Source organism: Bacillota bacterium (assembly GCA_009711825.1).
In the GTDB taxonomy this organism is placed as follows: Bacteria; Bacillota; Proteinivoracia; order UBA4975; family VEMY01; genus VEMY01.
Map to the genome: position 1 here is coordinate 111,553 of VEMY01000001.1, position 25,594 is coordinate 137,146.

The window sequence follows — 25,594 nt, forward strand, 5'->3', positions numbered from 1 at the left end:
CGTTTTGTCCTGTCTTTTTTCCTCTCCGGGAATAAATGTCGGACAAGGTGTCTACACTTATTAACGACAGGGAGGGGAAAAATATGAAAAAAATCATTGCTGTATTGGTTTTGGTTTTGATGGCAGCTTTGTGGCAACAAGGAAGTTTGACATTTTGGCGGCCGGTATCCGCTTCGGAAACCGATGTTGGCTTGCTGAATCATTCATTGACGGCGACCGGCGCACAGCCGACAAGGGCAATATTCAATGGCTGGGCACCTCTGTCACGAGCTTCGGAACCGAAAGAAATGCAGGTGATTGTCGGTAGTATCGCCAGCGAGTTAGGTTTGAATCCAGCGATTCACGAGATAACTCTCCGCTCTACCGGTGATTATAGTTATGCGGTATTAGAACATGAGGACGAAACCAAATGGTTGCGCATCCAAGTCCAGTATGTTAACAATCAATCTTATGCCAGTATTGACATTAGACAGAAAGACCAGCATAATATTGAGCAGGTCTATCAGAAACTGTCAGACGCGCTGGAAACTGTAAAATTGTCGGATGGTTCAGTAATAATTACCGCTTGCCTGGAAGGCACTCTCAATGCTAGACTGAGAGAAGGTGAAAAACTGGACTTGCTCTATAATGCTTTCAACGCTGCGGACGCCAGTTATCTGAAGGGGACTGAAATCGGCGGTTTGACAGTTTGGAGCGGTTATTCACCCCGGTTTGCGTTCTCTGCCGGCGGTGGGGAAGCAAATCTCAGTTTATCTCTGAGTTATGATGATGCCATCCGGCAAACAGTGGTCCGCGTGGCCACCCCGGTTTTGCCCGGCAGTTATTAAATGCACCATTCTATGCGGGAGGAATTTCATTGGAAAAGATATATGTCCGGGGTGGCAATCCGCTGTCCGGTGAAGTAAAAATAGACGGGGCCAAGAATTCCGCCCTGCCGGTATTGGCAGCATCTTTGCTGACCACCGGTATCAATAGATTTGAAGAGGTTCCGCCTCTAGAAGACGTAAAAACAATCAGTCGGCTGCTCACTGATTTGGGATGCAGGGTGACGAACAACCAGGGCGCAATTGAAGTTGACGCCGCAAGTATTAGCGAGTTTGAAACCCCGTACGAATTGGTTCGAAAGATGCGCGCTTCTTTTCTTGTTATGGGGCCGCTCTTGGCCAGGCTAGGTCGCGCCCGGGTTTCACTGCCTGGAGGCTGTAATATCGGCACCCGCCCTATAGATCTTCACCTTAAGGGTTTCATGGCACTGGGGGCAGAGGTTATCATGGGCCACGGCTTTATCGAGGCTGTCGCCCCCCGACTGATGGGCGGTCGGATTTACCTCGATTTCCCCAGTGTTGGCGCCACAGAAAACATCATGATGGCTGCCACTTTGGCCAAGGGGACGACTGTCATTGAGAACGCCGCCGCTGAGCCGGAAATTATCGACCTTGCAAACTACCTCAATGCTGCGGGTGCAAAAGTCAGGGGCGCTGGGACCAGCTTGATTCGAATTACCGGTGTCGATGAATTGAAGGGCACTAATTATACTGTTATCCCCGATCGCATTGAGGCTGGAACGTTTATTGCCGCCGCTGCCATTACCCAGGGCAGAGTGTTGCTGAAAAATGCATTGGTTGACCACTTGAAGCCAATAATTGCGAAATTCGAAGAAATCGGTGTTCGTATCATTGAGCAGGATTCGGGTCTGATGGTTATCGGCAATGATTCGTTGAGTGCAACCGACATCAAGACATTGCCATACCCGGGCTTTCCCACCGATATGCAGGCTCAGTCCATGGCCGTGCTGACAATGGCCAGGGGGACCAGCGTAATAACAGAGACTATTTTCGAAAACAGATTTATGCATGTCGATGAGCTCAAACGCATGAACGCCAATATCAAAATTGACGGGCGAAGCGCCATCGTTGAGGGCGTGCAGCAGTTGACCGGGGCGCCGGTAAATGCCAGCGACCTCAGAGCCGGAGCGGCTTTGGTCCTGGCCGGATTGGTGGCCGACGGTGTAACAGAGGTCGGGAATATTTTCCACATCGATCGCGGTTATGCCGGGTTCGTAGAGAAAATGAAAGCTTTGGGCGCCGATATCTGGCGCGGATAGATTAACACCCCCTAGAGCGTATCTATTGATAAGCTCCAGGGGGTGTTTTTTTCGGTGGTTAGTCAGTACTGTTAATTTGGGTCTGCCGATGGGCAGTAAATCTCAGTAGCGACGCCAACAAAAAGGCTGCGCCCAAGAGTTCTAGAGACTCTTCCACCAGAAAGTCCATAAACCAAAAGCTCATACTGTAGACATGATAGATAATCGACTCCGGCGACCAGGCGAGCTCGGCGCCGGCTGTAATAAAGTTTAGCGCCCGTTCGCCGACCACGACATACCAGTTGCCAATGTTTCTGGTGGCAGAACTGAAAGCGGCGATCCCATAGAGAGCAAAACCGACCAGTAGCATTATTTTTGTTGATAACTGATGTAACTTGTCACGCAGCACATCAAGCAAAAATTTTAGCATTAGGATACTAAGAAGAATGTAAAATATTAGTTCGATGAGATTTTTCCAGACAGACGCCCTCCACTCCAATGACGCGGGGTCCAGCCCGAAAAGAAAGGCGATTTCATTAAGCCGTTCGATGACGGATGTTGAGGGTGTCTTCCAGGAACATCAAAGAGAATCCGATACCAGCCAGTTTCCAGCCCGTAACCGGCGGGACGTGAGTTCGCTTATTCAGATTTAAATACAATACAACGGTGACAATTGAGCCGGCAAGAAAAGTCCATTGCAGAACCTCAGTAACTGATGCTTCTCGAAACATTTGCAACCACAAAATCGGCGCCTCAGGATATGCAGCTTCCAGCCAGGACTTAATACCCAGGACATCGATATTCCTGATGTCTATCAGATACGCCAGTCCCCAGCTGGCGGCGAGGTAACAAAAAACAAAAATCAGCACACCCGTAGCCAGCTTATTGCCAAACCTGGGGAAAAAATTATTCTTCACATAACCACCTCCTGCGTTTCATTTTGTCAAAAGTGCAGAGGAACTGTCTCAAGGGAGTGCTTGGCTATAGTAATAGTATCATAGCATGGCCAATGCGTCTGCGGAAAATAATTAAAAATTGCTGCCGGTGGCGTCGTGGCAGCAATTTTTTTTATGTGCGCACTTCTAATACTTGTCCACCCTGCATATCATGTCGTGAAGGGAGGCGAGAAGTTGCGTGCATTGAAGATAGCCGGGGTAATGCTGGCAACGATGTTTGTGCTTATTTTGCTCGTGCCCGCCTTGATTGTTCGGGGATGCGGCGGATACCGGGATGTGCCTCGGGTGCCAGTGGACCCGGAGATGGTGCAGGTCTGGAATCATCAGACGGGGGAATTGATGCCGATGCCCCTGGGGGAGTATTTGCTGGGTGTGGTTGCGGCAGAGATGCCGGTATCTTTTCATATTGAAGCTTTGAAAGCCCAGGCCGTAGTGGCGAGAACATATGCAATCAACAAACTGCGGAGCCGGGGGGGCGCTGGTTGCGATCAGCATCCGGAAGCAGATATTTGTACCGATCATACCCATTGCCAAGCCTGGCTCTCCAGGGAAGATGCCATGCAGCGGTGGCCATTATTTCGCCAGGGAACATACTGGGACAAAATTACTTTGGCAGTTTCTGAGACCAGAGGAAGCATCATTACCCACCAGGGGGCGCCCATCGACGCTGTGTTCCATTCAACTTGTGGCGGCAGCACGGAAAACTCAGAAGATGTGTGGACGAATACCATTCCGTACTTGCGGGCTGTGGAATGCGGGTATTGCAACCACTCACCCCGGCTGACAGAAACGGTATCGATGACTGTTTCCGAAGCTGCAGAGAAACTTGGAGTAGGTGGGTCCAGTCTCGAAATCAACGTGGAACGACGCACCGAAAGCGGTCGCATAATAAGTGTTAGTGTGAATGGCCAGGCAATGCGGGGCCTGGATTTTCGCACTGCCCTGGGTTTACGGTCCAGTCTTGTCACTTGGTTGCGGGATCAGAACCGGATTGTGTTTACAACCACTGGCTATGGGCATGCCGTTGGACTGTGTCAATATGGGGCCGATGGGATGGCTGACCTTGGCTTTGAGTTCACTGATATCCTCCAACATTACTACACTGATATCCAGGTTCAACGCTTAAGCAGCGAAGAATAAAATGCTTGTCCCGGGGCAGACTATGCTCCGAGGTGATTGGACATGTCTGACAAGCAAAACAAAGTCTGGATGCGGATACGTGCCACAGTTGGACGGATAAAAATCGCAGTCGGCAATCGCTGGCGCCGGCTTGCTCCGGGCATTCGCTACGCGTTGGTATATTTGGTGGCAATGATTTCCCTTACTTCGTTAATGTGGTGGTGGTTCAATCCTGCACGTTTTCTGGATACCACCCTGCCCCCGACAATTACTGAACCTGAACAATCCGAGCCATCCGATCAGGATGAGGAACAAGAGGACGACCCGCAGCAGCCAACAGATACTGAGCCCGAAGTTTCCGTGCCAGTTGTGGAACCGGTGGTTGGACAGTTGCGGTGGCCGCTTAAGGGTGAACTGCTTACACCCGGACAACGCTACGCCAATAACTACACAGTAGTCCACGGCGTACATATTGCTGGAAATGCAGGCGATGAGGTACGTTCGGCTTGGCATGGCACGGTTGAATCAGTTAGCGCACATACCGAGTTTACACCCGGGGAAATCGTTGTTAGTAATGGCGCCTGGAGCTTTGTTTACAGGAATTTAGACGCAATTTATGTGGTCCCCGGCGATTCGCTCCAGCCTGGAGCTATTTTGGGCACATTATGTGCACGAAAAGATTATCCGGATTACACCAGTGATTATTTGGAATTCGGGCTGAAGCAGGACAATGTTCCGGAAAACCCGTTGGATTATCTAGAAACAGAGTCTTCAGAGCAAGAGCCAATATAACATGGTCTATACGGCCACGGGGACTCATATAAATTGAACAGTAAAAGGTAGGGAGGGCCTGGCATGAATGATTACATTTGGCAGCGGGTGCTGGATATCGCCAATCATGTTTTGAGTACCGGGGATACAGTTCGCTCGGTGGCAGAATCTTTTGGGGTTAGCAAAAGTACAGTTCACAAAGATTTAACCGAGAGGTTGCAGCAGATTAACCCTGGTTTGGCAGAACAGGTCCGGCAGGTATTGGAGAACAACAAAGCGGAACGGCACCTGCGGGGGGGCGAAGCTACCCGTAAAAAGTATCGGGAACGGGACGAAATAGTCAGCTAATTATTGCGCAATAAAGGAATTTAGCAGGTAGTTGTAGAATTATATGGCAGGATACGGCAACAAGGGGGAATTATTCATGTTTGGTCTGACCAGGGATATTGGAATCGATCTCGGCACCGCAACACTGTTGATTTATATTAAAGGCAAGGGAGTAGTTCTGCACGAGCCATCTGTAGTCGCCATGGACGCTAACAACCGGGTACTGGCTGTTGGCCAAGAGGCAAATTTGATGGTTGGCCGGACACCGGGTAATATTAAAGCGATCCGCCCCCTGCGCGATGGTGTAATTGCCGACTTCGAAGTAACTGAACTAATGCTGAAGCACTTTATCTCCAAAGTTTATGGACAAATGATGTTCTTTAAGCCCCGAGTCATGGTGTGTGTTCCTGCAGGTATCACCTCTGTGGAGCAGCGGGCAGTTATCGAGGCTGTCAAACGTACAGGCGCTAAAGATGTATTTTTAATTGAAGAACCGCGGGCAGCTGCGTTGGGCGCCGGCCTGGAGATTTTCCAGCCGCTGGGTAGCATGGTTGTCGATATTGGCGGTGGCACAGCCGATGTAGCCGTCATGTCCATGGGCGATATTGTGCAAAGCGCATCCATTCGGATTGGCGGCAATCGCTTTGACGAAGCCTTGATCCGCTATATTAGGGACAAATATAATATTATGATTGGCGAGCGCACAGCTGAAGAGATAAAGATCAAGATTGCCTCTGTGCATCCCCGGGGTCGGAAAGAAAAGATGGAAATTCGCGGTCGCGACTTGGTCACAGGTCTGCCCCGCAGTATTACAGTGACGTCAGATGAGGCAGGAGAGGCATTGGCCGAACCTGTGAGTTCGATTTTGCGGAGCATTACCCAGGTACTGGAGGCAACTCCGCCGGAGTTGCATTCGGATATCGTTGACAAAGGAATTGTGATGACTGGCGGAGGCGCGCTTTTACATGGCCTGGATGTGTTCTTCTCTGAACGGGTTGGAACACCAGTATTGATTGCCGATAATCCAATCTCCTGTGTGGTGCATGGCACAGGCAGGGCCTTGGAACTGCTGGACTACATCCGCAATACCCTGATAAGTGACAAGATGATTAGTTAAGCACGCAGAAAACGCCTCCTGTTCAGGGGAGGTGTTTTTGCGTTATAATACAGGTGGGGGTGATAGGATGGGATGCTGGCAATGCGGAAACTGCGGCAAATCGCAGCCTGAAAAAAAACGGCTTACAAACCTGATTGGACCACCATATCCCGGACATTTGGTGCTGATGGGAGCCGATGGCTGTCAGGTGCTGGCCTTGGCCGACAAAGTGCCAAAAATCAGCGTCCTGGCCATGGATGTTGAGCGTCTTCTGCCACTGGCCGCGGCCCTGAACGATCGGGATAATATTGATTTGATTGCATCTGAACATAATCCTCTGGCGGCCAGTACGGCGGATATTGTCTATATGGAGGATGCCTGCGCTTGGGATTGGGCGTGGCTGCCGAAAATTGCCGATTGGCTGTGTGCAGGTGGCTCTTTGCTGCTAGCGGGTACATTCCGAAATTCGCGCCGGCCAGAAACCGGTGTTGGTTTCTGGCCCGAGTGGGAGACTAGATTGCGAAGCCAGGGTTTAGTGCCTAGGTTTATGCAGTACAATATCGAAAAGGAAATTTATGATGCGGACGGAGAACAGGAGCACTCGGTTTTTCAGGCGGTTATCAAAGCTGTAAAGGAGTTTTCTGATGCTGACAGGTAAACAGAAACGTTGGTTGCGGGCCCGGGCCCATAATCTAGAACCCATTGTTCAAGTAGGAAAACATGGTCTGGTGGATACTTTAATAGTTGCATTGGATCAAGCGTTGACTGCCAGAGAGCTGGTGAAAGTCCGGGTTTTAAACAACTGTCTGGAGCCGATGGACGAAATTGCGCATGGACTTTCAGAGGGAACCGGTTCAGAGTTGGTCCAGAAGATTGGCCATAATCTGGTATTCTACCGCCCAAATCCGGAAAATCCAATCTTAGAATTGCCGGGAACGGACAGGTTATGAAAATACTGGTTACCGGTTTCGATGCATTTGGTGGCGAAGAGCTGAATCCTTCGCAATTGGTTCTCGAAAAACTGTCGGTTGCCGGGGCAACTGTGCTGCCTATGGTTGTACCCACTCAGTTTGATAAGGGGCCGGCACTCGTACTTGAGGCCCTGGCCACATACAATCCTGACTGGATTGTTATGTTGGGACAAGCTGGTGGCCGTAGTCAGATTACTGTGGAGCGGGTAGCAATAAACCTCGCTGACGCGGGCGCGCCCGATAATGCCGGTTTTACTCCCGTCGATCAGACATTGGTCCCGGAGGGCCCGATTGCTTATTTTTCCGGTCTGCCTGTTAAAGCGATGGTGAGAACAATTCGCGAGGCAGGTGTGCCGGCAGCCGTGTCCAATACAGCGGGCACCTTTGTATGCAACGCCTTGTTTTATCATGTGCAGCATTATTTGCATATCAACAAGCTTGCTTGTCGGGGCGGGTTTCTACACATTCCGCTGCTTCCGACCCAGAGTTTGGACGGGACAAAGCCAACAATGGATTTGAGCGTATGCTGTAGGGGGCTTGAGGCAGCTCTGGGCGTATTAATCTGAAAATAATTACAATTATTAGCGCATATGCGGCATAGAAATAACAATGTAAAGAGGAAATTTTGATTTGGGCAAAGAATTATACACGATGGGTATAACTTGGGAAGGGGAGATGATATTTGTTTTTGCATAACCTGGACGATACGGACAAAACAATTTTGGATTTGTTGGAGAAGGATGGACGTATTACCTATGCTGAGATCGCCCGTCACACCCATTTGTCGCGGGTTGCTGTTCGGGACCGGGTAAAATCTCTAAGTGATAGGGGTGTTATCAGCAGATTTACAGTGCAGGTCAATGCAGCGGCTGTAGGGTATAATACGCTGGCTTTTTTGCATTTATCACTTGCGCCTGGCGCTCACAAACAGGTAGCTGCCAAGATGAGCGCCTGTTCCAACATAACTCAGGTTCTGTCTACCACCGGCGCCACGATTTTGCATGTTCAGGGATTTTTTCGGGGAGTAGATCACTTAAATCAGTTTGTGCGTGATGAAGTGGGCACCTTGCCGGGCGTTCTCAGTGTGGAAACCCACTTGGTTTTAGAAAATCACAAAATGTTCCAATGCATAGTCTGACCGTGGCAGTTCTTTCGGCTGCGGTCTTTTTTTCGTGCAGGAAAGTTGGCCGAAGCAGCGAAATAATATGAGGTCGTACGGAGAGGGGGAGGAATTTTGTGGACAGAAAAAAAATCTACTTTCTAATTGGCATCGCCTTGGTTTTAGTGGCGCTGATTTGCGCGATGATTTACTGGTTTGCTTTCCACAGTCCGGAGATAGAGCTTATAATTAGTGAACAGGAATTAAGCATTGTTCAAGGTGAATCGGGGCAGCTGCAGGCAGCGCTTGAACCGTGGTATATCAACCGTGAGCTTATCTGGTCCACCAGCCATCCCCGTTTACTGACAGTGGATGATCAGGGCAATATTAACGCTCTTCGCACTGGTAGCGCTGTCGTATATGTCTCTGAGCCGGGTGGCAGCTTTGCTGCCTGTCTTGTGACGGTCGAACCTATGACCCTGACCCTTTCCGGGGGAACTTACACGGGCGAAGTAAGGGATGGGCGTCCCCATTGGCAGGGGGAATGGATTCACCCTGACGGGTATCGATACAGCGGCCAGTGGGTCGACGGCGTAATCGAAGGCGAGGGAACGATGGAGTGGCCCGATGGTCAGATATATACCGGTGAGTGGCGGGCTGGCAAAATGCACGGTTACGGTATAATGGAGTGGCCCTCGGGACAGCGTTATCAAGGTCAGTGGCTGGCCGATCAGCTGCATGGAGCAGGGAGCATGACCTGGCCTGATGGCGATCACTATGAAGGCCAGTGGCGGTATGATGAGATGCATGGAAGCGGAGTTATGCACTGGGCCAACGGCGAGTCCTATACGGGCCAATGGGTATCAGGAAAAATTAACGGCGCCGGTACTTATCGCTGGCCAGATGGAGAAGAGCAAACAGGAACCTGGGAAGACGGGAAGTTCAAGGGGGAATAAATTAAACGGACATTGTTTTGTCAATGTCCGTTTAATTTATCGAGGCAGCGATGGGCAAGTTCCCCGTATTCTTTTGCCAGTTGGCCAAAAAAATTTTGCCAGTGACTTTCATCAGTTGCATGTAAGCAGTGCTGACAGTCCCGCACCAAATCTTGCTGTTTTTTGATGATGGATTTCAGCATTTCCTTATTGTTCATATTAATCACCTCACCGTGGGCTTAGTATCCCACAATTTAGCACAGTGTAAACCGTTTCAGGCAGGTTTTTTGCATAATATGAAGGGAAAATGCATGGTTTTACAGAATTAGTTAGCTAACCGGGTTTTATTGATGGAGGGGAAACGTCATGGAAACACTGACTTTTGTGCATTGCGCAGATTTGCATTTGGGCACAGCTTTTAAGGGAATCGATCCCAAAATCGGGCGGGAGCGCCGTAAAGAATTAATGTTATCGCTGGCGGCGATAGTTGACATTTGTCAGCGACAACAGGCGGATGTATTATTTATTGCTGGCGACTTATGGCAGCAAGAATATGTGACCCGGCCGCTGGTTGAGTTTATCAGCGATCAATTTCGGCGTATTCCTCAAGTTCAGGTTGTGATTGCTCCCGGTGATGCCGACAGTTACTGGCAGGGCAGCTATTACAGCGCTTTTTCCTGGCCGAACAATGTGCATATTTTTAGTGGCCCTCTTACCAGTGTTTACTTCTCCCGTTTAAACCTGCGGGTGCATGGTTTAGCATGGACGGGGACGCAGGCGCCAACAGATCAGGCGGAGCGGCTGGATCTGGCAGATCACAAACAGGCTGCCCAGATTTTAATTGCCCATGGAGATCCAGAACAGCTTGGACTCCAGTCTGCTTTGGAGGATGAGCGTCTGGCCTATATCGCCTTGGGCCACAACCATAGTCACAGCAAATTGGCGCCGGCAGTAGTTTATCCCGGTAGTCCGGAGCCCTTGAGCTTTTCTGAAGAGGGCAGGCACGGGATAGTGCTTGGGAAAGTCGGCTCTATGACATTGCATACTGAGTTCATTCCCTTGGCACGGCGGCAGTGTATCAACTTGAGCTTGGAGCTTGGGCCTGATAAAGCAATGGCGGCAATAATCGAACAGGTTATGCAGATAGTTCGCCCCTTTGAGCCGGAGACAAATATGATAAGTTTAACACTTACTGGCCAACACGGAGATAGTTGGTCTTTGGCGGCTGTGGAAGAAGCGTTGAACGATTTTTGGTATTGCCGCGTCCAAGACAACACAACCCCTGATATAGACGCCAACGCTTTGTTGGCGGAGCATAGAGATAATCTGGTCGGACAATTTATTGCGGCCCTGGACAGTTGCGAACAACCCCCGGAAGTGAAAAAGCGGGCATTGTCCTACGGGTTGGATGCTTTGTTAACCAGGGGGGTGAGAATATGGTGAATATCAACGAGCTAAATATATTAGGGTTTGGGCGCTTCCACCAGCGACGCTACCAGTTCTCATCGGGATTGAATTTGATTTATGGGGGCAACGAAGCGGGCAAGAGCACCTTGCATCGGTTCATTGAAGCGATGTTATTCGGCTTTTGGCAGCCAGGTGTTGGGCGCAAGGAGTGTGAAGCGCTTTGGCTGCGCTTTCAGCCCTGGCAGCAACAGGCGTTTGCCGGGGAGCTTACGTACACCTGCGAACAGGGAACAATCCTTGTGCGAAGGGATTTTGCTTCTAACACTGTTTCAGTGTTTGATGCAGCCAGTGGCGAACCAGTGAACGGATTGCCAGAAAACATTTGGGGTGAACCTGATTTTGCTGGCCAGCATTTGGGATGCAGCAAACTTGTGTTCAGGAATACCATCAGCATAAGTCAATTGGGAACGGTTGCCGATGTCGAAACAGCTGCGGAGATCCGGGAACTATTGCGCAATCTTGCCCAATCTGGGGGCAGCGGTATTTCGGTGCAGCAGGGACTGCTCCGCCTCGAAGCAGAACGTAATCAGTTGGGCAGCGAAGATGGTGGGCGTAAGACATTGGCCGGCGCCCGGTCCCACTGGCAGCAGTTAGTAGATCAGTTGGAGCATAACCGAAAACTGGCCTTTGAGGCGCAGCAGCTGGAGACAGAGCTGGCTGGTCTGAGTGCAGAACTGAAGACGTTAGAGAAGAAGCGCCTTGAATACAAAGAACTGTTGGCCCAATGGCGCAGCCAGGCCGCGGCCAAGAAGCTTGCGCAAATCGAGGAGTTGCGGAGCAAACAAAGGGAATTGGAGGCAGAATTAGCGGGGATTAATGCTGTCGAGCTGCCCGCCGATGCGTGCCAGATTCAAGAGCGTCTGTCCAGGGATTTGGAGGCGGCACGGAATAAACTAACCGCCCAGATGCGGGATGCTGAGGATGCACGGGAGCGCTTGCAAACCATCCGTGCAAAGATTGATTCACTTAGCGCGTACGAGCAATACAGTCACGATACCCTGATTGAGCTGGCATCTGCTTATCAATTACTGGCACAGGGTCGGCAGGTTATGGAAGAACAGCAGCAACAGCTGGAAGATATAAATAGCCAACTTCGCGAGGTGACGACGGCCCTCAGCCAATTGCCTTATTTTCGCCCGGATACATTGGAGCATGCCGGGAGTTTGGAAGCAAAAGCCCAGGGCTCGGTATTACACGGTTCTCAGGAAGATTTGGAGGACCAGCTTGATTGGTCCGAGTCCCGTATGGGATTGTATGGCGTTTTGCGAGTTCTGTGCTGGTTGATGGTCCCAGCGGTTGGTGCAAGTGCCTGGTTTCTAGAAATTTACCCCCTGTTTGCGCTGGCTGCCCCCTTTATATTTGCGGCCATTGCCCTAGGTGGCGCCAGTAACCGACTTGCACAGCGCTGTCGAAACTTGCGTCGGGAAATTTACGCGTTGGAAATGGAGTTTCAAAACAGTGTCCGCCAACGGGAGCAGGCCCAGCAGGAATTAAATAATCTCCTGGCCCGGGCGCAGGTTGATAATCTGGACCAACTGGAGACAAAGTTCCGCCGGTTTTTGGAGTTGAACGATCGTAGTCGGGAACTGCACCGTGAGCATAAATTTATCAGTGGCAAACTGGAAAACTATCAAGAGGAAATCGATCAAAAGGACGGCCACCTGAAATCACTATTGGCTCAGGCTGGTCTGGATCAATTGCCCCTGGATGACGCCCTGAAGCTGTTTCGCATGAAGATAGATGAGTTGGCAGAGCTCCGGACTTTGCTGGAAGGGGCAGAACAACGGGAAAAGCAAGAAACGGAAGCAGTGGACAAGTGCGAGCAAGCGGTACGGGATTTGGAGCGTCAACTGGATACGTTCTACCAACAGTACTCGATCAGCAGCCCAGAAGAACTGGAACAACTTAGCGCCAGCAATCACCGTCACGCTGAGCTGAAGGGCCACTTGGAGCAACTTCGTCAACGTATTCAAGACTTGTTGGGCGACCAAAGTCCCGAGCATCTTGCTCAAACGGCGGCAACTGCGGACCCGGATGCCCCGGCCTCATTGATGTCAGATAAAACCGATGAGTTGGAAGCCCTGGAAGCCGAGTTGAACAAGTTACAGCAGCGCCGCGGTGAGATTTCCGGACGCTTGGAAGGAATTTATGGCACACTGCAATCTGTAGCCGAACTTGAAGAAGCGGTTGAGCAGGCCCGGACAAATTACCGTCAATTACAGACCAGACGGCAGGCGCTCGATTTGGCCATCGAAACCATCGAAGGTCAGGCCGCCAACCTGGGTACCAAAATGGGGCCGGGATTGAATGAAAAGGTCGCCCAATTGGTTGAACGCATCACTGGCGGCAAGTATCGTGAATTAAACATCGCCGAGGGGCTGAAAATCACTGTCCGTACACCGGAGCATAGTGAACCGGTGGATTTGGAAAAACTGAGCGGGGGGACCATCGACCAGGTTTATTTTGCCTCCCGGGTAGCCATCGCCGATCTGGTAACGGAAAACAGTCAACTGCCTTTATTTCTAGATGACAGTTTTGTCCAATACGATGACATCCGCCTCAAGAACATGCTCTCCTTGCTTCTAGAGTTGGCAAGGGAACGTCAGATTCTGTTGTTTACCTGTCAGAAGCGGGAAGTAGACATGCTTGAACAAATGGCGCCTGATCGATTTAATTATCTTAACCTGGAAAACTGACAAAGGGGATTGCGGATGAGGACGGGAATTTCTAGCGCAAGTCTCTACCCTCAGCTCCACACAGAAGCGGCCGTGGTTTCGCTTGCGGCCATGGGGTGCAGGGATATGGAAGTATTTTTACAAACCCGGAGCGAATTTCGGGTGCAATATGTCAAACGTTTACAAGCTGTCTGCAACCAGTTGGCAGTAAAGGTTCATTCGGTGCATGCCCCTTCTTCACATTTTGAACCGCTATTGTTTTACACCTATAAACGGCAGGTGGGGGATGGTTTTGATACCCTGAACCGGGTGCTAGAGGCCGCCGCCCGGCTGGGTAGTGATTGTTACACTTTCCACGGTCCGTTGCGGGTAACAAATGTCGAGCCGGATAGGATTTTGGAACGCATTATCCGGGTGGCAGAGCTGGCCCGGACTTGGGGCGTGAAATTGGCCTTGGAGAATGTCTCTTGGTGTTTGGGATGGCAGCCCAAGGTGTTCCGCTGGCTGCTCAAGCAGAATATTTCCAATCTGTACTTTACGTTCGATAATAAGCAGGCCGCCCGCAGTGGTTATCCGGATCGGGAATTTTTGGATGCCATGGCCCCCGCCCTGGTAAATGTGCATTTAAGCGATGTTTCGGAACGTGGTTCCGGGTTGTTACCCGGGCATGGAGAGGTTGATTTCACCAAGATATTTGCGGATTTGCAGGCAATAGATTATACAGGCCCGGTTATTCTTGAGGTTTATGGTTTTAAAGTTGAAGCTGCATCGCAGTTGCGGGCCGCATGGCGTCAGTTAAAAAAGTCTCGGACATAAAAATAAAACCCACTTTGTGGGTTTTATTTTTATGTCCGAGACTTATTCTTGCTCTTGATCCTCGTCGCCGACAACAAATTTCTGCATCATCTGGTCGAGCTTCTGGACCATGCCAGTGAGATCGGCAACTGTTGTCTCAATATCGGCCAGAATGGCAACCTGCTCTTCCAGAGTGGCGCCAAGCTCTTCTGCGCCGGCGGATGTTTCCTGGGTTGAGGCGGCGATGTTGGTCACGGCCTCCCGAATCGCGTTACTGTTTACGGCCTGTTCAGAAGCAGCTTCGGTAACACGGGATATTTTTTGTTCCACACTGTTGATGCTGGCAACCATACTTTCGATGGTCTGCAAAGTTACCTGGGAGCGTTCTTCCGCCTGGTGGATAATTGTGTTGCTTTGGCCAACGGCCTGACTGGTGATATCTACCTTGCGCCGGATATCTTCTACCAGCTGGCCGATCTCCTCAACCGCATGGGTACTGCGAGTCGCCAGTTTGCGAACCTCGCTGGCAACAACAGCGAAACCTTGGCCCATCTCGCCAGCCCTGGCGGCCTCAATCGCCGCGTTCAACGACAAGAGGTTGGTTTGTTCGGAGATCTGGGTGATTAGCTCCAACATATCCTCAATCCGCTGAGCTGAGTCAATGAGGTTTTCAACCAGCTGATTAACTTGTTCTGAAGACAAACTGATTTCTCCCATGGCGTTAACAACATCGGCCACTGCCTGCCCGCCGGTGGTCGCCTGGTGCACAGCAGTCGCACATTCCCGGGCCGCTTCGCTGGTCAGCTCAGAAACGGCCTGGGCGCTGCTGGCCACGTGTTGGGCTGAGTTCTTCGTTTGGTCTACACTGGCCGCATTAAGCTGCATGTTGCTGCCGATTTCGGTCGCAAGGATGCTGGACTGTTCGAGGCCGGTTGTACTTTCCATGATTGATGCGGCTATCTGCTGGCCGGAACTGACAACTGTGTTGGATATTTGTTTCAGTTCCCGGACAATATTTGCAAGACTCTCTGCCATAGTGTTTGCGTAGCGTGCTGTCTGACCCACTTCATCCCTGGATTGAGATTTAACCTTTTGCGTCAGATCGCCGGTCGCTATTTCTCCCATGACGGTAACCATTCTGCGGAGCGGCCGGGTGATGGCCTCGGCCACCAGTATGATTACCCCGGCAACCAGAGCCACCGCAATCAGGTTGCTGATCAGCAGCCAGTTTCGAATGGTGTCAACCGGTCCCGCAAGGGTTTCACCGGAAATAATATAAACCAATGACCAATTATTTGTGTTGGCTAAGCGATCGTAATAAACAAACTCTTGACTGTCTCGATGCTCGTAGCTGGTCTGGCCGGTGTTGTTTTGGAGGATTTCATTGGCAACAGAGGCGATGCCGGGCATATCTTCAGGATTATTAATATTGGCGGAGCCAATCAGTGCTGAGTTGGGGTGGACAACAACGGTTCCATTGCCATCGACAACCATTGCCTGGCTGCGGGTAGCAGGATCAGCCAAGCTGCCAAAGGTAAGCAGCCCTAAGGTTTCCAAGTGCACGTATCCTACAACGACCCCCATGATCACTCGGTTTTGATCGTAGACCGGCGAAGAGAAGGCAACAACGTTAGCGCGGGTAACCTCCGACTGGAATGGCGAAGACAAAAATTGATTGCCGTTCAACGCCTCAACAAAGAAGTCTCGATCACGGACATCTATCACTTCGTTTCTTGTTATCTGGGCCTGTCCGTTTACATCTGCAAAGTATAAGACTTCATAACTGGTATAAGTCTGGCTGCGTTGTTGGCGCAGGTACTCCCCCCGGGGATCGTCAAGCTCTGGGTCCGGATTCTGAATCGCTGCGTGGGAGGAGAGGTGACGCAGTTCCTGAAACTTTGTGCCTATCCAGTATGTGAACTGGAATGCCCTCTCTTCTACCCTGGTCGAGCCGGTAGCGTCAATTTGTTCCTGCATCGCGGTACTAACCTGATGCACGTTCAACACGGTGGATAGCGTGAAAATAATGGCCAAAGTTGACAAGATCGCTATCAGCAGTTTGGCGCGTATTGAATGCATAACTCATGCCCCCTTATGGTATGATTGCGGCCCCGCCAGTTCGGCAGGGGTTATCACAGGGGCAGTCCCGGGTATTATCTACCAATGGGGGCTCCCCTTTTACTTCATCAATGATGTGTAAGGCCTGTTGGAAAGTCGCTTGTGTGCCGGAAAAAACCAGCGTTGTGGATCCGGCACTATCGCCAACGCCGCCTGCCGCTGCAGGGGTTACCTTGCAACCTGTGAGCATCGATAAGGCTGTGGCCTCTGTGATGACGGTCGCCCCTGATACAATCTGAATGCCACAGGCGAGACCGTAGCTCACATCTAAGCGCTGGATACCCAACATCCTGCTTGCATCGGGGACAGACGGAATCAGTTTTTCCAAGCCCACAGGTGCAATCAGTTCGATACCCTTAGCCGCCAGAGTTCCCAAGGCCTTGCCAATAGTGCCACCGCTGGGACTACCCAAGAGAATCCCGATGTTTCCCTGGAGGTCAAGGGCATTGGCGCCCTTGATAAATAAATCGCCCTTACCGAGGTTGGGCAGCGCCTCCTCCCAGGTTTGGTCGGAAACCTCCCCCTTCTGCAATACCAAAGGACGCAGCCGGGTGTCAGCCGGAGTGATACAACAGCGCCCCCCGCAGTTGATGCCTGCGGTATATCGGACCTTGTCCAAGACTTTACCAGTGAGGACTTCTGCTATGTAACCATTGGTAGTGCCACCGGCAATGATAACGGTTCCGTGGGTCAGGGCGTTCTCTACCTGAGGTAATTTGCTCACACCTTTTGCAATCAGGCGCTTACTCTCTGCCACCGTGAATGTTACCAGGCCATTTCTCATATACATCAACTCCGATTTGAGTTGTTTATATAATTCTTGATAAAATCGCCAAATCCTTTTCCAAACTACGTAAATCCCGGAAAAAAAGGCGGCGGCGTAGCCACCGGTGAAAAGCAGCTGCCGGCAACAAAGCCAAGGAAAATGCAGGAAAACCAGCGAGGCAGCGCGAAATAGTTATTAGCATATCCCGTATAGGCTGATAAATAACGGGGGTAAAATGAAATTACAACGTTTAGGAGGTTACAGAACAATGGAGTTGCTCAAAAGACTTAGTGAGACGCCGGGCATTCCTGGCCGCGAAGAACGAATCCGTGCCCTGATTAAGGCAGAGATGGAAACGTTGGTGGATGAAGTCAGGGTAGATGCCATTGGCAACGTTATCGGCATAAAAAAAGGTAAGGGTCCAAAGCTGATGCTCAGTGCCCATATGGACGAAATTGGGTTCATCGTTTCTCATATCACGGATCAGGGCTTTTTACGCCTCAACCCGGTTGGCGGCTTTGATCCCCGGACCTTAGTCGCCCAACGAGTTACCGTTCATGGCCGGGAAGATATAACGGGCACATTGATGCCCGGTCTCAAGCCGATTCATGTCATGACGCCAGAAGAGGCCAAGGTCGCTCTCAAACTGACAGATCTGTTTGTGGACATTGGGCGCAGCAAAGAAGAAGTGGAGAAACTAGTGCGAATTGGCGACCCGATCACACTCTACCGGCCTGTGGAGCAAATTGGTGACACTGTGTCGGGTAAGGCCATGGATGATCGAGCTGGCGTGTGGGTAATGCTCGAGGCCATCCGGCAATTGCAATCGCATGAGGTGGAAATCTGGGCTGTCGCCTCCGTTCAGGAAGAAGTCGGGTTGCGCGGTGCCACCACTGGCGCCTACGGTATCAAACCCGACATTGGACTTGCCTTGGATGTAACACTGGCAATCGACCATCCCGGCGGCAGCAAAGAAAGCCAGGTGACAGAGCTTGGCAAGGGGCCTGCCATCAAGGTCATGGACAGCGCTTCAATTTCCAACTATAAGCTGGTTGACTTTATGCGTGAGCTGGCGGAAAAAGAGAAGATTCCGTACCAAATGGAAATTCTCCCCCGGGGTGGCACCGATGCTGGCGCCATGGAGCGGACCCACACCGGCTGCCCAGTAATCACCCTATCTGTGCCCACCCGTTATGTTCACTCTAACGTGGAGACAATTAACACTCAGGATATCAGGCAGACCGCCACATTACTTGCCCGGTTTATTGAAACTGCCCATACCGGAAACTTTGTACTCTAGCGCAGGTTAATTAAATAAAAATTTAGGGGGTATTTAGGATGACAATTGATGAACTGCAAATTCTTCGTCAGGCGATCCTGAATGAGCAGGAAGGATATGATTTCTACTCTCTTGCCGCCGCCCAAACCGATTTGGAAGAAGCTAGGGAAGCGTTTGGACAGCTGGCAGCCGAAGAGTTGAAGCATATCGAATGGCTTCGTGACTTGTATGGGAAAATAAAGGCCAATGACCCGGAAAGTTTCGATCTTTCCAAAGTCGAGCAACCACCAGCTCCCGGACTTTATGACTGGCAAAACATTGGCCGCGAAAGTGGTTCTTTGGCTGTGTCTGTATTTGGCATCGGAATCAATATGGAAAAGGCGGCAATTGATTTTTATTCTCGCGCTGCAGAAAAAACTCAGCTGCCAGCCGCCAGGGAGCTTTATAAAATTTTGATTCGCTGGGAAAATCAGCATCTGGAGCAATTCCAGCAGGATTATGACACCCTTAGAGAAGAATGGTGGGAGAAACAAGGGTTTACTCCTTCATAAAAGGCAGACCGTCAGGCCGGGTTTCCGGTCTGACTTTTTTTGTCACCGGTTCGGGGTATAATCGGGGCAGGGGACTGCAGATTGTAGAGCGAATCTAGTTGTTAATAGTACGGGGGTGAGAGGATAATGAAAGAGCTGATTACTGCTCCTCTGGGCAGCCGTCGCTACCGGGAGCCGTTGCTGGCGAGCTTACAAGCGCGGATCCAAAGGGGCGGCGAAGATAGTTTTATAATGGTGTTTCCCACAAGTCATCTGCTCCACCAAACCCGGGAACACCTGGTGACCCGGGCCGCCCGGCAGCTTAACCTTTTTACTTTCGATGAATTGGCAGAGCGCTTGCTGGACAGGCCGATTGAGCTTGTGACTGGTCGCAGCAGAGAGCATGTCTTCGAACATATTCTTCAGGAACTGTCAACGGAGTTACAGTGTTTTCGCCCGGACCAATTGCAGCCTGGAATGATAGGGTCAATTTTGCAAGCAGTTGTGACAATGCGCCGCACGGCTGTTACTGCCGACATGGTGAAATCAGACAATCCTTTGGTCGAGGATATAGCTACGGTGTGCAGACGTTATGAGCGCTTTCTGGCTGAAAATGAGTTGATGGATTTAGAGGAGGTATATTTCCAAGCCGGGAGGCGACTGGAAGCCGGTATCACTCCCGCCTGGCTAAGTAAAGTGGATTGGCTGCTGGTCGATCAGTATTTTGACTTTGAACCGTTGCTTTTCTCCGTGTTGGACGCGCTGGCTCAGAAAATTGACAGTGTAACAGTGACAATGCCTTTTGTTCACCAGGAGCCCTACACTCTGGTATCGGAGACAATCGCAGAATTGCAGCGACGAGGGTTCAAGGTCCGTCATGAGGCCGGTGAAAACAGGACTCCCCTGAGCCAGTTGGCCGATAAGCTTTTTGTTCCTGGGGCAGAACCTGCCCCCGCTCCGGTAACCGAGCTTGCCGCCGATACAGTGTCAGCAGAATTGGACCTGGTGGCTGCGACGATTAAAGATTTGGCTGCCGACGGGGTGAAACCCAATGAGATTTGTCTGGTGGTGTCTGATCAGGACAAGTATTTGCCCCCGTTACGGGAACAATTTCGTCGCCATCAAATTGATGTAAATCTGCCGATTGCTGTTAGTCTTACCAGTGTGCCCTGGGTACGTGAATTGCTGGCGATATGGGAAGCGGCTGCAAGTTTGGAGCCGGGGGTACTGACAAATCTAGTCAAGGCCAAGTACATCAATCACTATCTCCCCCAATCTGGTGATCCAGATGCTGCAGAACTGTTGATCAGGCAATTCGGCGAACATGCAAATGGGTGCTGGCCAGATTTTCTTGACAGCCAGCAAGCCCGCTTGCATCGGGCTTGGGAAAATGGTTCTGATGATTGGGAGCGCGGCCAGTACCAGCAGCCGCTTGAGGTGCTCAGCGCTGGCAGCGAGTATATAAAGGCGGCGGTTAAGGCGGTCGCCGCATGGTTCCCCGGGGGGGGCGCAGAAAAATACTCTGCTGCCAGGCATTGTTCTTTGCTCAAAGCGCTGCTCCAAGTCAACCGGGAACGTATTTGTCCTGAAGGCGCTGGAGAACTAGACTTGCGCGACAGGCTGGCATACAAGACGGTGCAGCAAATTATCAGGGCTTATTTACAAACCGCGCAGCGGGTTTCGCAAGCTGACCTAACCGCCGGTGGGTTCTTGCGGGAAATCAAAATTTGGCTGGAACAAACAGTAGCTTTAGAACATGCCAGCCCGGCGGCAATTCCAGTGCTGCGCCCCAGCCAAGCACGGGGAGTTTATTTCAAACATGTTTTTGTGCTCGGTTTGAATCAGGGTGTCCTGCCCCGGCAAATATCAACCAATTGGCTGCTGTCCCGCCCTGCCTTCCAGGGGTTGGCGGGCGCACTGGCGGTGAGTTGGCAGGACACAAAACGGGACCTTGAACGACAGAAACTTGAGTTTCATAATTGTGTGGTGATGGCCGAGAGCGGTCTCTGGTTGTCCCGTTTGCTGCCTGGTCTCCAGGAAGAAGCTATGATTTCGGATTTTCTCCGGGAGGTGCGTGCTCTGACTTCCGTAGAAACGCTGGTTCGGGATGGCGCGGAACCCTTTCCGCAACTAAATGCGGTAATCAATCCCCGACAGCTTGCGGGACGCCTGGTTATGGATATGGTTGCCGGCAAACAGACTGCGGAGACAGAAATCGGCTGGTCCTGGCTGCTCTGCCAGGACTGGTTTGACGGTGTTCGGGACTGCATGGAGATGGAACTCGGGCGGGAATCCAGCTCGCCGGCAGATAAGTTCGACGGGGCCCTGGAATCTGCCCGCCAAAAAGTGGGGACAAGGTTTCGGCGTGGAGTATACTCCATCAGCCGCCTGGAACAGTACATACGCTGTCCCTTTGCGTTCTATGCCAGCTATGTATTGGCGTTGTCGCCACTGCCTGGGCAGCGGCCGGAGTATTCTCCGCTTGAGCGGGGCGAGTTTTTGCACTGGATCCTCGAACATTTTTACAAACGTCATATTTTAACCGGCAGGATTCCAACTAGTTTGTCGGAAGCGCTGACGAATGTGGCAAGTGAGTATATGGAGGCCAATGGCTGGGACACGAGCAGCCCGGTGTGGCAGCTGCGCTTACGGGAGGCAGTGGCGCAGCTGGCGGAACTTATTCAGGGAGATTTGGAATGGATCCAAAGCAGCGGCTTACGGCCGGCGCTGCTGGAGGCTACCTTTGGCCTTCCTGGTTCCGAAGTCGGGCCGGTGAGTCTTGGCGGTGAAGTCAGCTTCCACGGCAAAATTGACCGGGTAGATATTTTGGAACAGGATGGGCAATGTCTGGCCTGTGTGTATGACTATAAAAGTTCAAGAGAGATAGGCGCCTCTCGCATCATGCAGGGTAAAAGCTTTCAGATCCCTGTTTATTTGGTGGCGGCAGAGGCATTGCTCCGGGCCCAGGGCTATAAAAACGCCAGGGTTTTGGGTGGCGGCTATTATGTTCTCAAAACAGGGCAGCGGCGTGGCGGCATATGGAGTAAGGAATTTAACACTCTCACAGGCAATCGCCTCAAGGCCCTATCCGCCGAGGCGTGGGAGCAATTGACCGATACTCTGGCGGTAATGGCTGATAATTATCATAATGAGATTATGTCCGGTCGGTTTACGCCCCGGCCTGATTCGGAGCGGGATTGTCTCTGGTGTGATTTCCGCTATTGCTGCCGACACGATAAAAATAGACTCCGGCGTAAGGGGGTGTAACCAATGGACTTGAATAGATTGGAAGATATCCGCACACTCAGTCCCAGTCAACAAGCGGCCACCGACATTAGCGACAATAAAGTTGTCAATGCCGGGGCCGGTTCTGGAAAGACCCGTGTGTTGACAGCACGGTATCTTAAACTATTAGCTGATGGTCTAATGCCGGAAAACATAATCGCAATTACTTTCACCAAAAAAGCGGCCAGAGAAATGCAAGAACGAATCAGCGCCGCCATTGATAAATTGATGATAGACTGCGTCGACGAGAAAGAACTGCGCCGCCTACGTCAAATCAGGGAAAGTTTGCCGGCTGCTAATATTGGCACGATTCACTCTTTCTATGCTCAGTTGCTCCGTCAGTACCCTCTGGAAAGTGAAGTTGACCCGGCTTTTTCTGTGCTGGATGAACTGGATGCAGGTTTGTTACTGGGTAAGGCCGGCAAACAACTATATCGCCGCTGCCTGGCGGAACAATGCCCTGACTTCAATTTGTTAGCCGAAGTATTAGGCGCCGGAGCAGTGGAAGAGGGCGGCACTTTATTTAGTTCGTTGCTTTCGCTGTACAGGACGTTGGCTAACCGCGGACAATCAGTTTCAGATTTAGACCTAAGCACAGGCTACAGTGAGCTGCCGTCGTGGTCAAAGCTCAAGCAGCAATTCTGCTGGCATGCTGAAGGAGCGGCGGTCATCGCCCAGTCGCTATCCGGTAAAGACAAGCCAGAATACATTCAAGGGCGTCAGATGATTACGGAGCTTGCCGCAAGCTTGCAAACGGTGAATGAGCCCCAGGAACTAATTGCTCTGGTGCCACAGATGCTGGCAATCTTTGACCTTGGCAAACCCAGGGTGAAGGTGCAAAAGGAGTTTGTCCAGGAGGCAATGGGGCACATGCAGGATTTACTTTCTGCCGGGCTGACACCAATTCTGGGCAGAGCGATAATTCGGTTGCTCAATCGCTTGGAAGCGGCTTACGAACAACAGAAAGCAGCCAGGTGCGCTTTGGACTTTGCCGATTTACAATTCCGGGTTAGAGACTTGTTGCGCTCCCATCCAGCAGTGGCGGCCGAATTGGACGAAAAATATCAGGCATATTTGGTCGACGAGTTCCAGGACACCGACCGGCTCCAGAAAGAGATTGTCTATCTGCTTCTGAAACAGGGGGAGCGAATCCCCCCAGGCAAATTATTTGTGGTTGGCGACGAGAAGCAATCAATCTATCGGTTTCGCGGCGCCGAGGTCAAGGTGTTCGACGAGGTTAGAAAGGATTTAGTTGCAATTAATCCGGAGCGGGAGGTTTCAATCAATATTAACTACCGTTCCCGGAAGCACCTGATTGAGTTGGTTAACACAGTTTTTTCACATTTGCTGGCTGATAATAGCGAGGTGCGGTATATTCCTCTCGAGGCCTTTAGGGGCGGAGAAGATGGCTGCGCGGAACTAATTCTTTGTGAACAGCAAGAGGGGGAGGGCCGGGGCGAATCGGAAGCCCGCCTTTTGGCTGCCCGTATTCAGTCCATGGTGATGGGCGCCGAAAAATTGGTGGTCAGCAATCAAGGTCTGCGCCCTGTGGAATATCGGGATATTGCAATCCTGATTCGCGCTCGCACTCACCTCAAGGAATACGAGTACCAACTGAGGCAGGCAGGCATACCGTACTCTGTCGTTGGCGGGGTCGGGTTTTACCAGCGTCAGGAGGTGGAAGACCTGCTTAATCTCCTGGCTGTAGTCAACAACTTGCGGGACGAACTGGCCCTGGTCGGCGTCCTCCGCTCGCCCCTGTTTGCAATCAACGATGACAGTTTGACCGAATTAGCGCTGGCAAAAGCACAAGCAGGGGGCTGCCTGCTGGACCACGGCGAGGCCCTTACCGAGGGACGGCAACAGGAATTGCTAGCCCGGGCAAGAAGGATTATCACTGAGTTAAGGGGTTGTAAAGACCGGCTTGGTGTTGCCGAGCTGATTACTTTTGCTTTGGACAGCACCGGTTATCGTGAAACTATATTGGCCCAATTTGCCGGTGTCCAACGTCTAGCGAATGTGAATAAATTGCTGTCGGTGGCCGAAGATTTCCAATCCCGGGGCAACTACAGTCTCAGTGACTTTTTGCTATGGGTTGAGGAAGCTGACAAGGCGGAACCGGAGGCGCCAATAACTACAGACGCTGCCAATGTGGTCCGGATTATGACTGTGCACGCCAGTAAGGGGCTTCAGTTTCCTGTGGTGTTTTTGCCCTTGGTTTCTTCGGCTGTTCCCCGAAACAAGTCCTGGCTGTTGTCCGATTGTACGGGCAAATTAGCCCTGAAATTTCAGTGGCAATGCCGGGTTTGGGAAGCAGTTCATGCTGAAGAAGCCTTTGCCCAACGGGAAGAGTTTAAACGCTTGCTTTATGTGGCCATGACCCGAGCGGAAGATTACCTTGTTTTCATTGGCGCTCCAGTGGAAAAACCGGAGGACTCCCTAAACTATTGGCTACAATCTTCCCTAAGCGAAGGGGTAGATTTACTAAAGGAAATCGGTCAACAATTGGAGGTGAGACCCCTTGATGCATGCGCAGCTCCAGCTTTTCCAAAGCCGAACGCCCGGAGCGATGTAAGGGAGCATTTCCCCGGCCTCAGGCCCGTGGGTGGCGGGAAAAGAACCTATAGACACCACAATATATCCCAATTTTTGCTCTGGAAGCATGATCGAGAGCAATTTGACAAAATGTACTTCACTCGTTGGCTAGAGGCTGATACCGCCGATGTGCGTCGGCAGCAGGTGCTTGAATGGCAGCATGAACCCGGCGGCCCTGCTTTTGGCAGCTTTCTGCATCGAGCATTGGAATTAATCGATACCGAAATCGATTGCCGGAAATTGCTTGCCGAACTCATTCCGCACTATTTCCCGGAAATCAACAGCGCTCAATATCGACAAATCCTGCAGGCTGCTGTTGAGCTTCTTGCGGCTTACTCGGAGGAGGAGTTCGCCGGACAGTTTGTCGAAAGCCAGCGGGAGCTGAGATTTTTTCTTCGTCATAATTCCGCGCTCTTCACCGGGATAATCGATCGGGTCTTTATCCGGCCGGACAGAATCGCTGTCGTTGATTATAAAACCAACCGCATACCTACGGATGGCGTTCAATCTTTAGTTGAATACTATCGTCCCCAATTATTATTTTATGCTCAAGCTGCCGGTGAGCTCTATCAACGGCCGGTAGAGGCGTGGTTGCATTTCCTTCGCCTTCCCCGGGAGCAACAATTGCAACCAGTTGCAGTTGAGGCAGATGGAATCAAAAATTTACAGAGCGAACTAACTGCGTTCCTCAAGTATTGCATTGGTCCACAAAAATAACCGGCTAGAC

At 51.3% G+C, this 25,594-nt stretch carries 22 protein-coding genes; 18 read left to right on the forward strand and 4 right to left on the reverse strand.

Annotation, left to right across the window (positions count from 1 at the left end; genetic code table 11):
- Positions 1 to 35: 35 nt before the first annotated feature.
- Positions 36 to 827: a hypothetical protein gene (locus FH749_00680; protein ID MTI93992.1), complete on the forward strand. Its 792-nt coding sequence runs from the start codon at positions 36 to 38 to the stop codon at positions 825 to 827.
- Positions 828 to 856: 29 nt separating this feature from the next.
- The gene (murA, locus tag FH749_00685) at positions 857 to 2,104 is read left to right on the forward strand and encodes a UDP-N-acetylglucosamine 1-carboxyvinyltransferase (protein MTI93993.1); all 1,248 of its coding nucleotides are present in this window, start codon (positions 857 to 859) and stop codon (positions 2,102 to 2,104) included.
- 58 nt (positions 2,105 to 2,162) lie between these two features.
- Here the strand turns inward: murA and FH749_00690 are convergent, their stop codons facing one another.
- Together FH749_00690 and FH749_00695 are read right to left on the reverse strand one after the other, a co-directional pair.
- Positions 2,163 to 2,513 carry a hypothetical protein gene (locus FH749_00690; protein MTI93994.1) on the reverse strand — a complete coding sequence of 117 codons (351 nt, stop codon included), beginning with the start codon at positions 2,511 to 2,513 and terminating at the stop codon, positions 2,163 to 2,165.
- Positions 2,514 to 2,619: 106 nt separating this feature from the next.
- Complete coding sequence (locus FH749_00695; protein MTI93995.1) at positions 2,620 to 3,000, reverse strand: hypothetical protein; 381 nt, start codon at positions 2,998 to 3,000, stop codon at positions 2,620 to 2,622.
- 135 nt (positions 3,001 to 3,135) lie between these two features.
- Between FH749_00695 and spoIID the strand changes: the two genes are divergently transcribed.
- The 12 genes from spoIID (at position 3,136) to FH749_00755 (ending at position 14,315) form a co-directional block, all read left to right on the forward strand.
- Positions 3,136 to 4,179: a stage II sporulation protein D gene (gene spoIID / locus FH749_00700; protein MTI93996.1), complete on the forward strand. Its 1,044-nt coding sequence runs from the start codon at positions 3,136 to 3,138 to the stop codon at positions 4,177 to 4,179.
- A 42-nt stretch (positions 4,180 to 4,221) separates the two neighbouring features.
- Positions 4,222 to 4,950 carry a M23 family metallopeptidase gene (locus tag FH749_00705; protein MTI93997.1) on the forward strand — a complete coding sequence of 243 codons (729 nt, stop codon included), beginning with the start codon at positions 4,222 to 4,224 and terminating at the stop codon, positions 4,948 to 4,950.
- A gap of 63 nt (positions 4,951 to 5,013) precedes the next feature.
- Positions 5,014 to 5,277 (forward strand): sporulation transcriptional regulator SpoIIID, encoded by a 264-nt coding sequence (spoIIID, locus tag FH749_00710; protein MTI93998.1) that lies wholly within the window; start codon positions 5,014 to 5,016, stop codon positions 5,275 to 5,277.
- 76 nt (positions 5,278 to 5,353) lie between these two features.
- Positions 5,354 to 6,373 carry an MreB/Mrl family cell shape determining protein gene (locus FH749_00715; GenBank protein ID MTI93999.1) on the forward strand — a complete coding sequence of 340 codons (1,020 nt, stop codon included), beginning with the start codon at positions 5,354 to 5,356 and terminating at the stop codon, positions 6,371 to 6,373.
- 67 nt (positions 6,374 to 6,440) lie between these two features.
- A complete protein-coding gene (locus FH749_00720; protein ID MTI94000.1) occupies positions 6,441 to 7,010 on the forward strand; it encodes a hypothetical protein in 570 nt (189 codons plus the stop codon).
- Complete coding sequence (yhbY, locus tag FH749_00725) at positions 6,997 to 7,302, forward strand: ribosome assembly RNA-binding protein YhbY (GenBank protein MTI94001.1); 306 nt, start codon at positions 6,997 to 6,999, stop codon at positions 7,300 to 7,302. Before FH749_00720 ends, yhbY begins: the two co-directional genes overlap by 14 nt.
- Positions 7,299 to 7,889, forward strand: coding sequence for a pyroglutamyl-peptidase I (gene pcp, locus FH749_00730; GenBank protein ID MTI94002.1), 591 nt, complete (start codon positions 7,299 to 7,301; stop codon positions 7,887 to 7,889). Before yhbY ends, pcp begins: the two co-directional genes overlap by 4 nt.
- 116 nt (positions 7,890 to 8,005) lie before the next feature.
- Positions 8,006 to 8,461, forward strand: coding sequence for an Lrp/AsnC family transcriptional regulator (locus FH749_00735; protein ID MTI94003.1), 456 nt, complete (start codon positions 8,006 to 8,008; stop codon positions 8,459 to 8,461).
- Between the two features lie 98 nt (positions 8,462 to 8,559).
- Positions 8,560 to 9,378, forward strand: a complete 819-nt coding sequence (locus tag FH749_00740) for a hypothetical protein (protein ID MTI94004.1) — start codon at positions 8,560 to 8,562, stop codon at positions 9,376 to 9,378.
- A gap of 345 nt (positions 9,379 to 9,723) precedes the next feature.
- Entirely contained in the window at positions 9,724 to 10,800 is a 1,077-nt protein-coding gene (locus FH749_00745; protein MTI94005.1) for a DNA repair exonuclease, read from the forward strand.
- Positions 10,794 to 13,520, forward strand: a complete 2,727-nt coding sequence (locus FH749_00750; GenBank protein ID MTI94006.1) for a hypothetical protein — start codon at positions 10,794 to 10,796, stop codon at positions 13,518 to 13,520. The genes FH749_00745 and FH749_00750 overlap by 7 nt, the downstream gene beginning before the upstream one ends.
- A 15-nt stretch (positions 13,521 to 13,535) precedes the next feature.
- Complete coding sequence (locus FH749_00755; protein ID MTI94007.1) at positions 13,536 to 14,315, forward strand: sugar phosphate isomerase/epimerase; 780 nt, start codon at positions 13,536 to 13,538, stop codon at positions 14,313 to 14,315.
- Positions 14,316 to 14,357: 42 nt separating this feature from the next.
- Here FH749_00755 and FH749_00760 read toward each other — a convergent pair whose 3' ends face one another.
- Both FH749_00760 and FH749_00765 read right to left on the reverse strand, forming a co-directional pair.
- Entirely contained in the window at positions 14,358 to 16,373 is a 2,016-nt protein-coding gene (locus FH749_00760; protein ID MTI94008.1) for a methyl-accepting chemotaxis protein, read from the reverse strand.
- 13 nt (positions 16,374 to 16,386) lie between these two features.
- On the reverse strand, positions 16,387 to 17,196 hold the full coding sequence (locus FH749_00765) for a hypothetical protein (GenBank protein MTI94009.1): 810 nt from the start codon (positions 17,194 to 17,196) through the stop codon (positions 16,387 to 16,389).
- A gap of 250 nt (positions 17,197 to 17,446) precedes the next feature.
- Here FH749_00765 and FH749_00770 point away from each other — a divergent pair, with 250 nt between their 5' ends.
- From FH749_00770 to FH749_00785, 4 genes are all read left to right on the forward strand, one after another.
- Positions 17,447 to 18,478, forward strand: a complete 1,032-nt coding sequence (locus FH749_00770) for a M42 family metallopeptidase (protein MTI94010.1) — start codon at positions 17,447 to 17,449, stop codon at positions 18,476 to 18,478.
- 38 nt (positions 18,479 to 18,516) lie between these two features.
- A complete protein-coding gene (locus tag FH749_00775; protein MTI94011.1) occupies positions 18,517 to 19,008 on the forward strand; it encodes a rubrerythrin in 492 nt (163 codons plus the stop codon).
- Positions 19,009 to 19,134: 126 nt separating this feature from the next.
- On the forward strand, positions 19,135 to 22,254 hold the full coding sequence (locus tag FH749_00780) for a hypothetical protein (protein ID MTI94012.1): 3,120 nt from the start codon (positions 19,135 to 19,137) through the stop codon (positions 22,252 to 22,254).
- Positions 22,255 to 22,257: 3 nt separating this feature from the next.
- Positions 22,258 to 25,584, forward strand: coding sequence for a hypothetical protein (locus tag FH749_00785; GenBank protein ID MTI94013.1), 3,327 nt, complete (start codon positions 22,258 to 22,260; stop codon positions 25,582 to 25,584).
- Positions 25,585 to 25,594 lie beyond the last annotated feature (10 nt).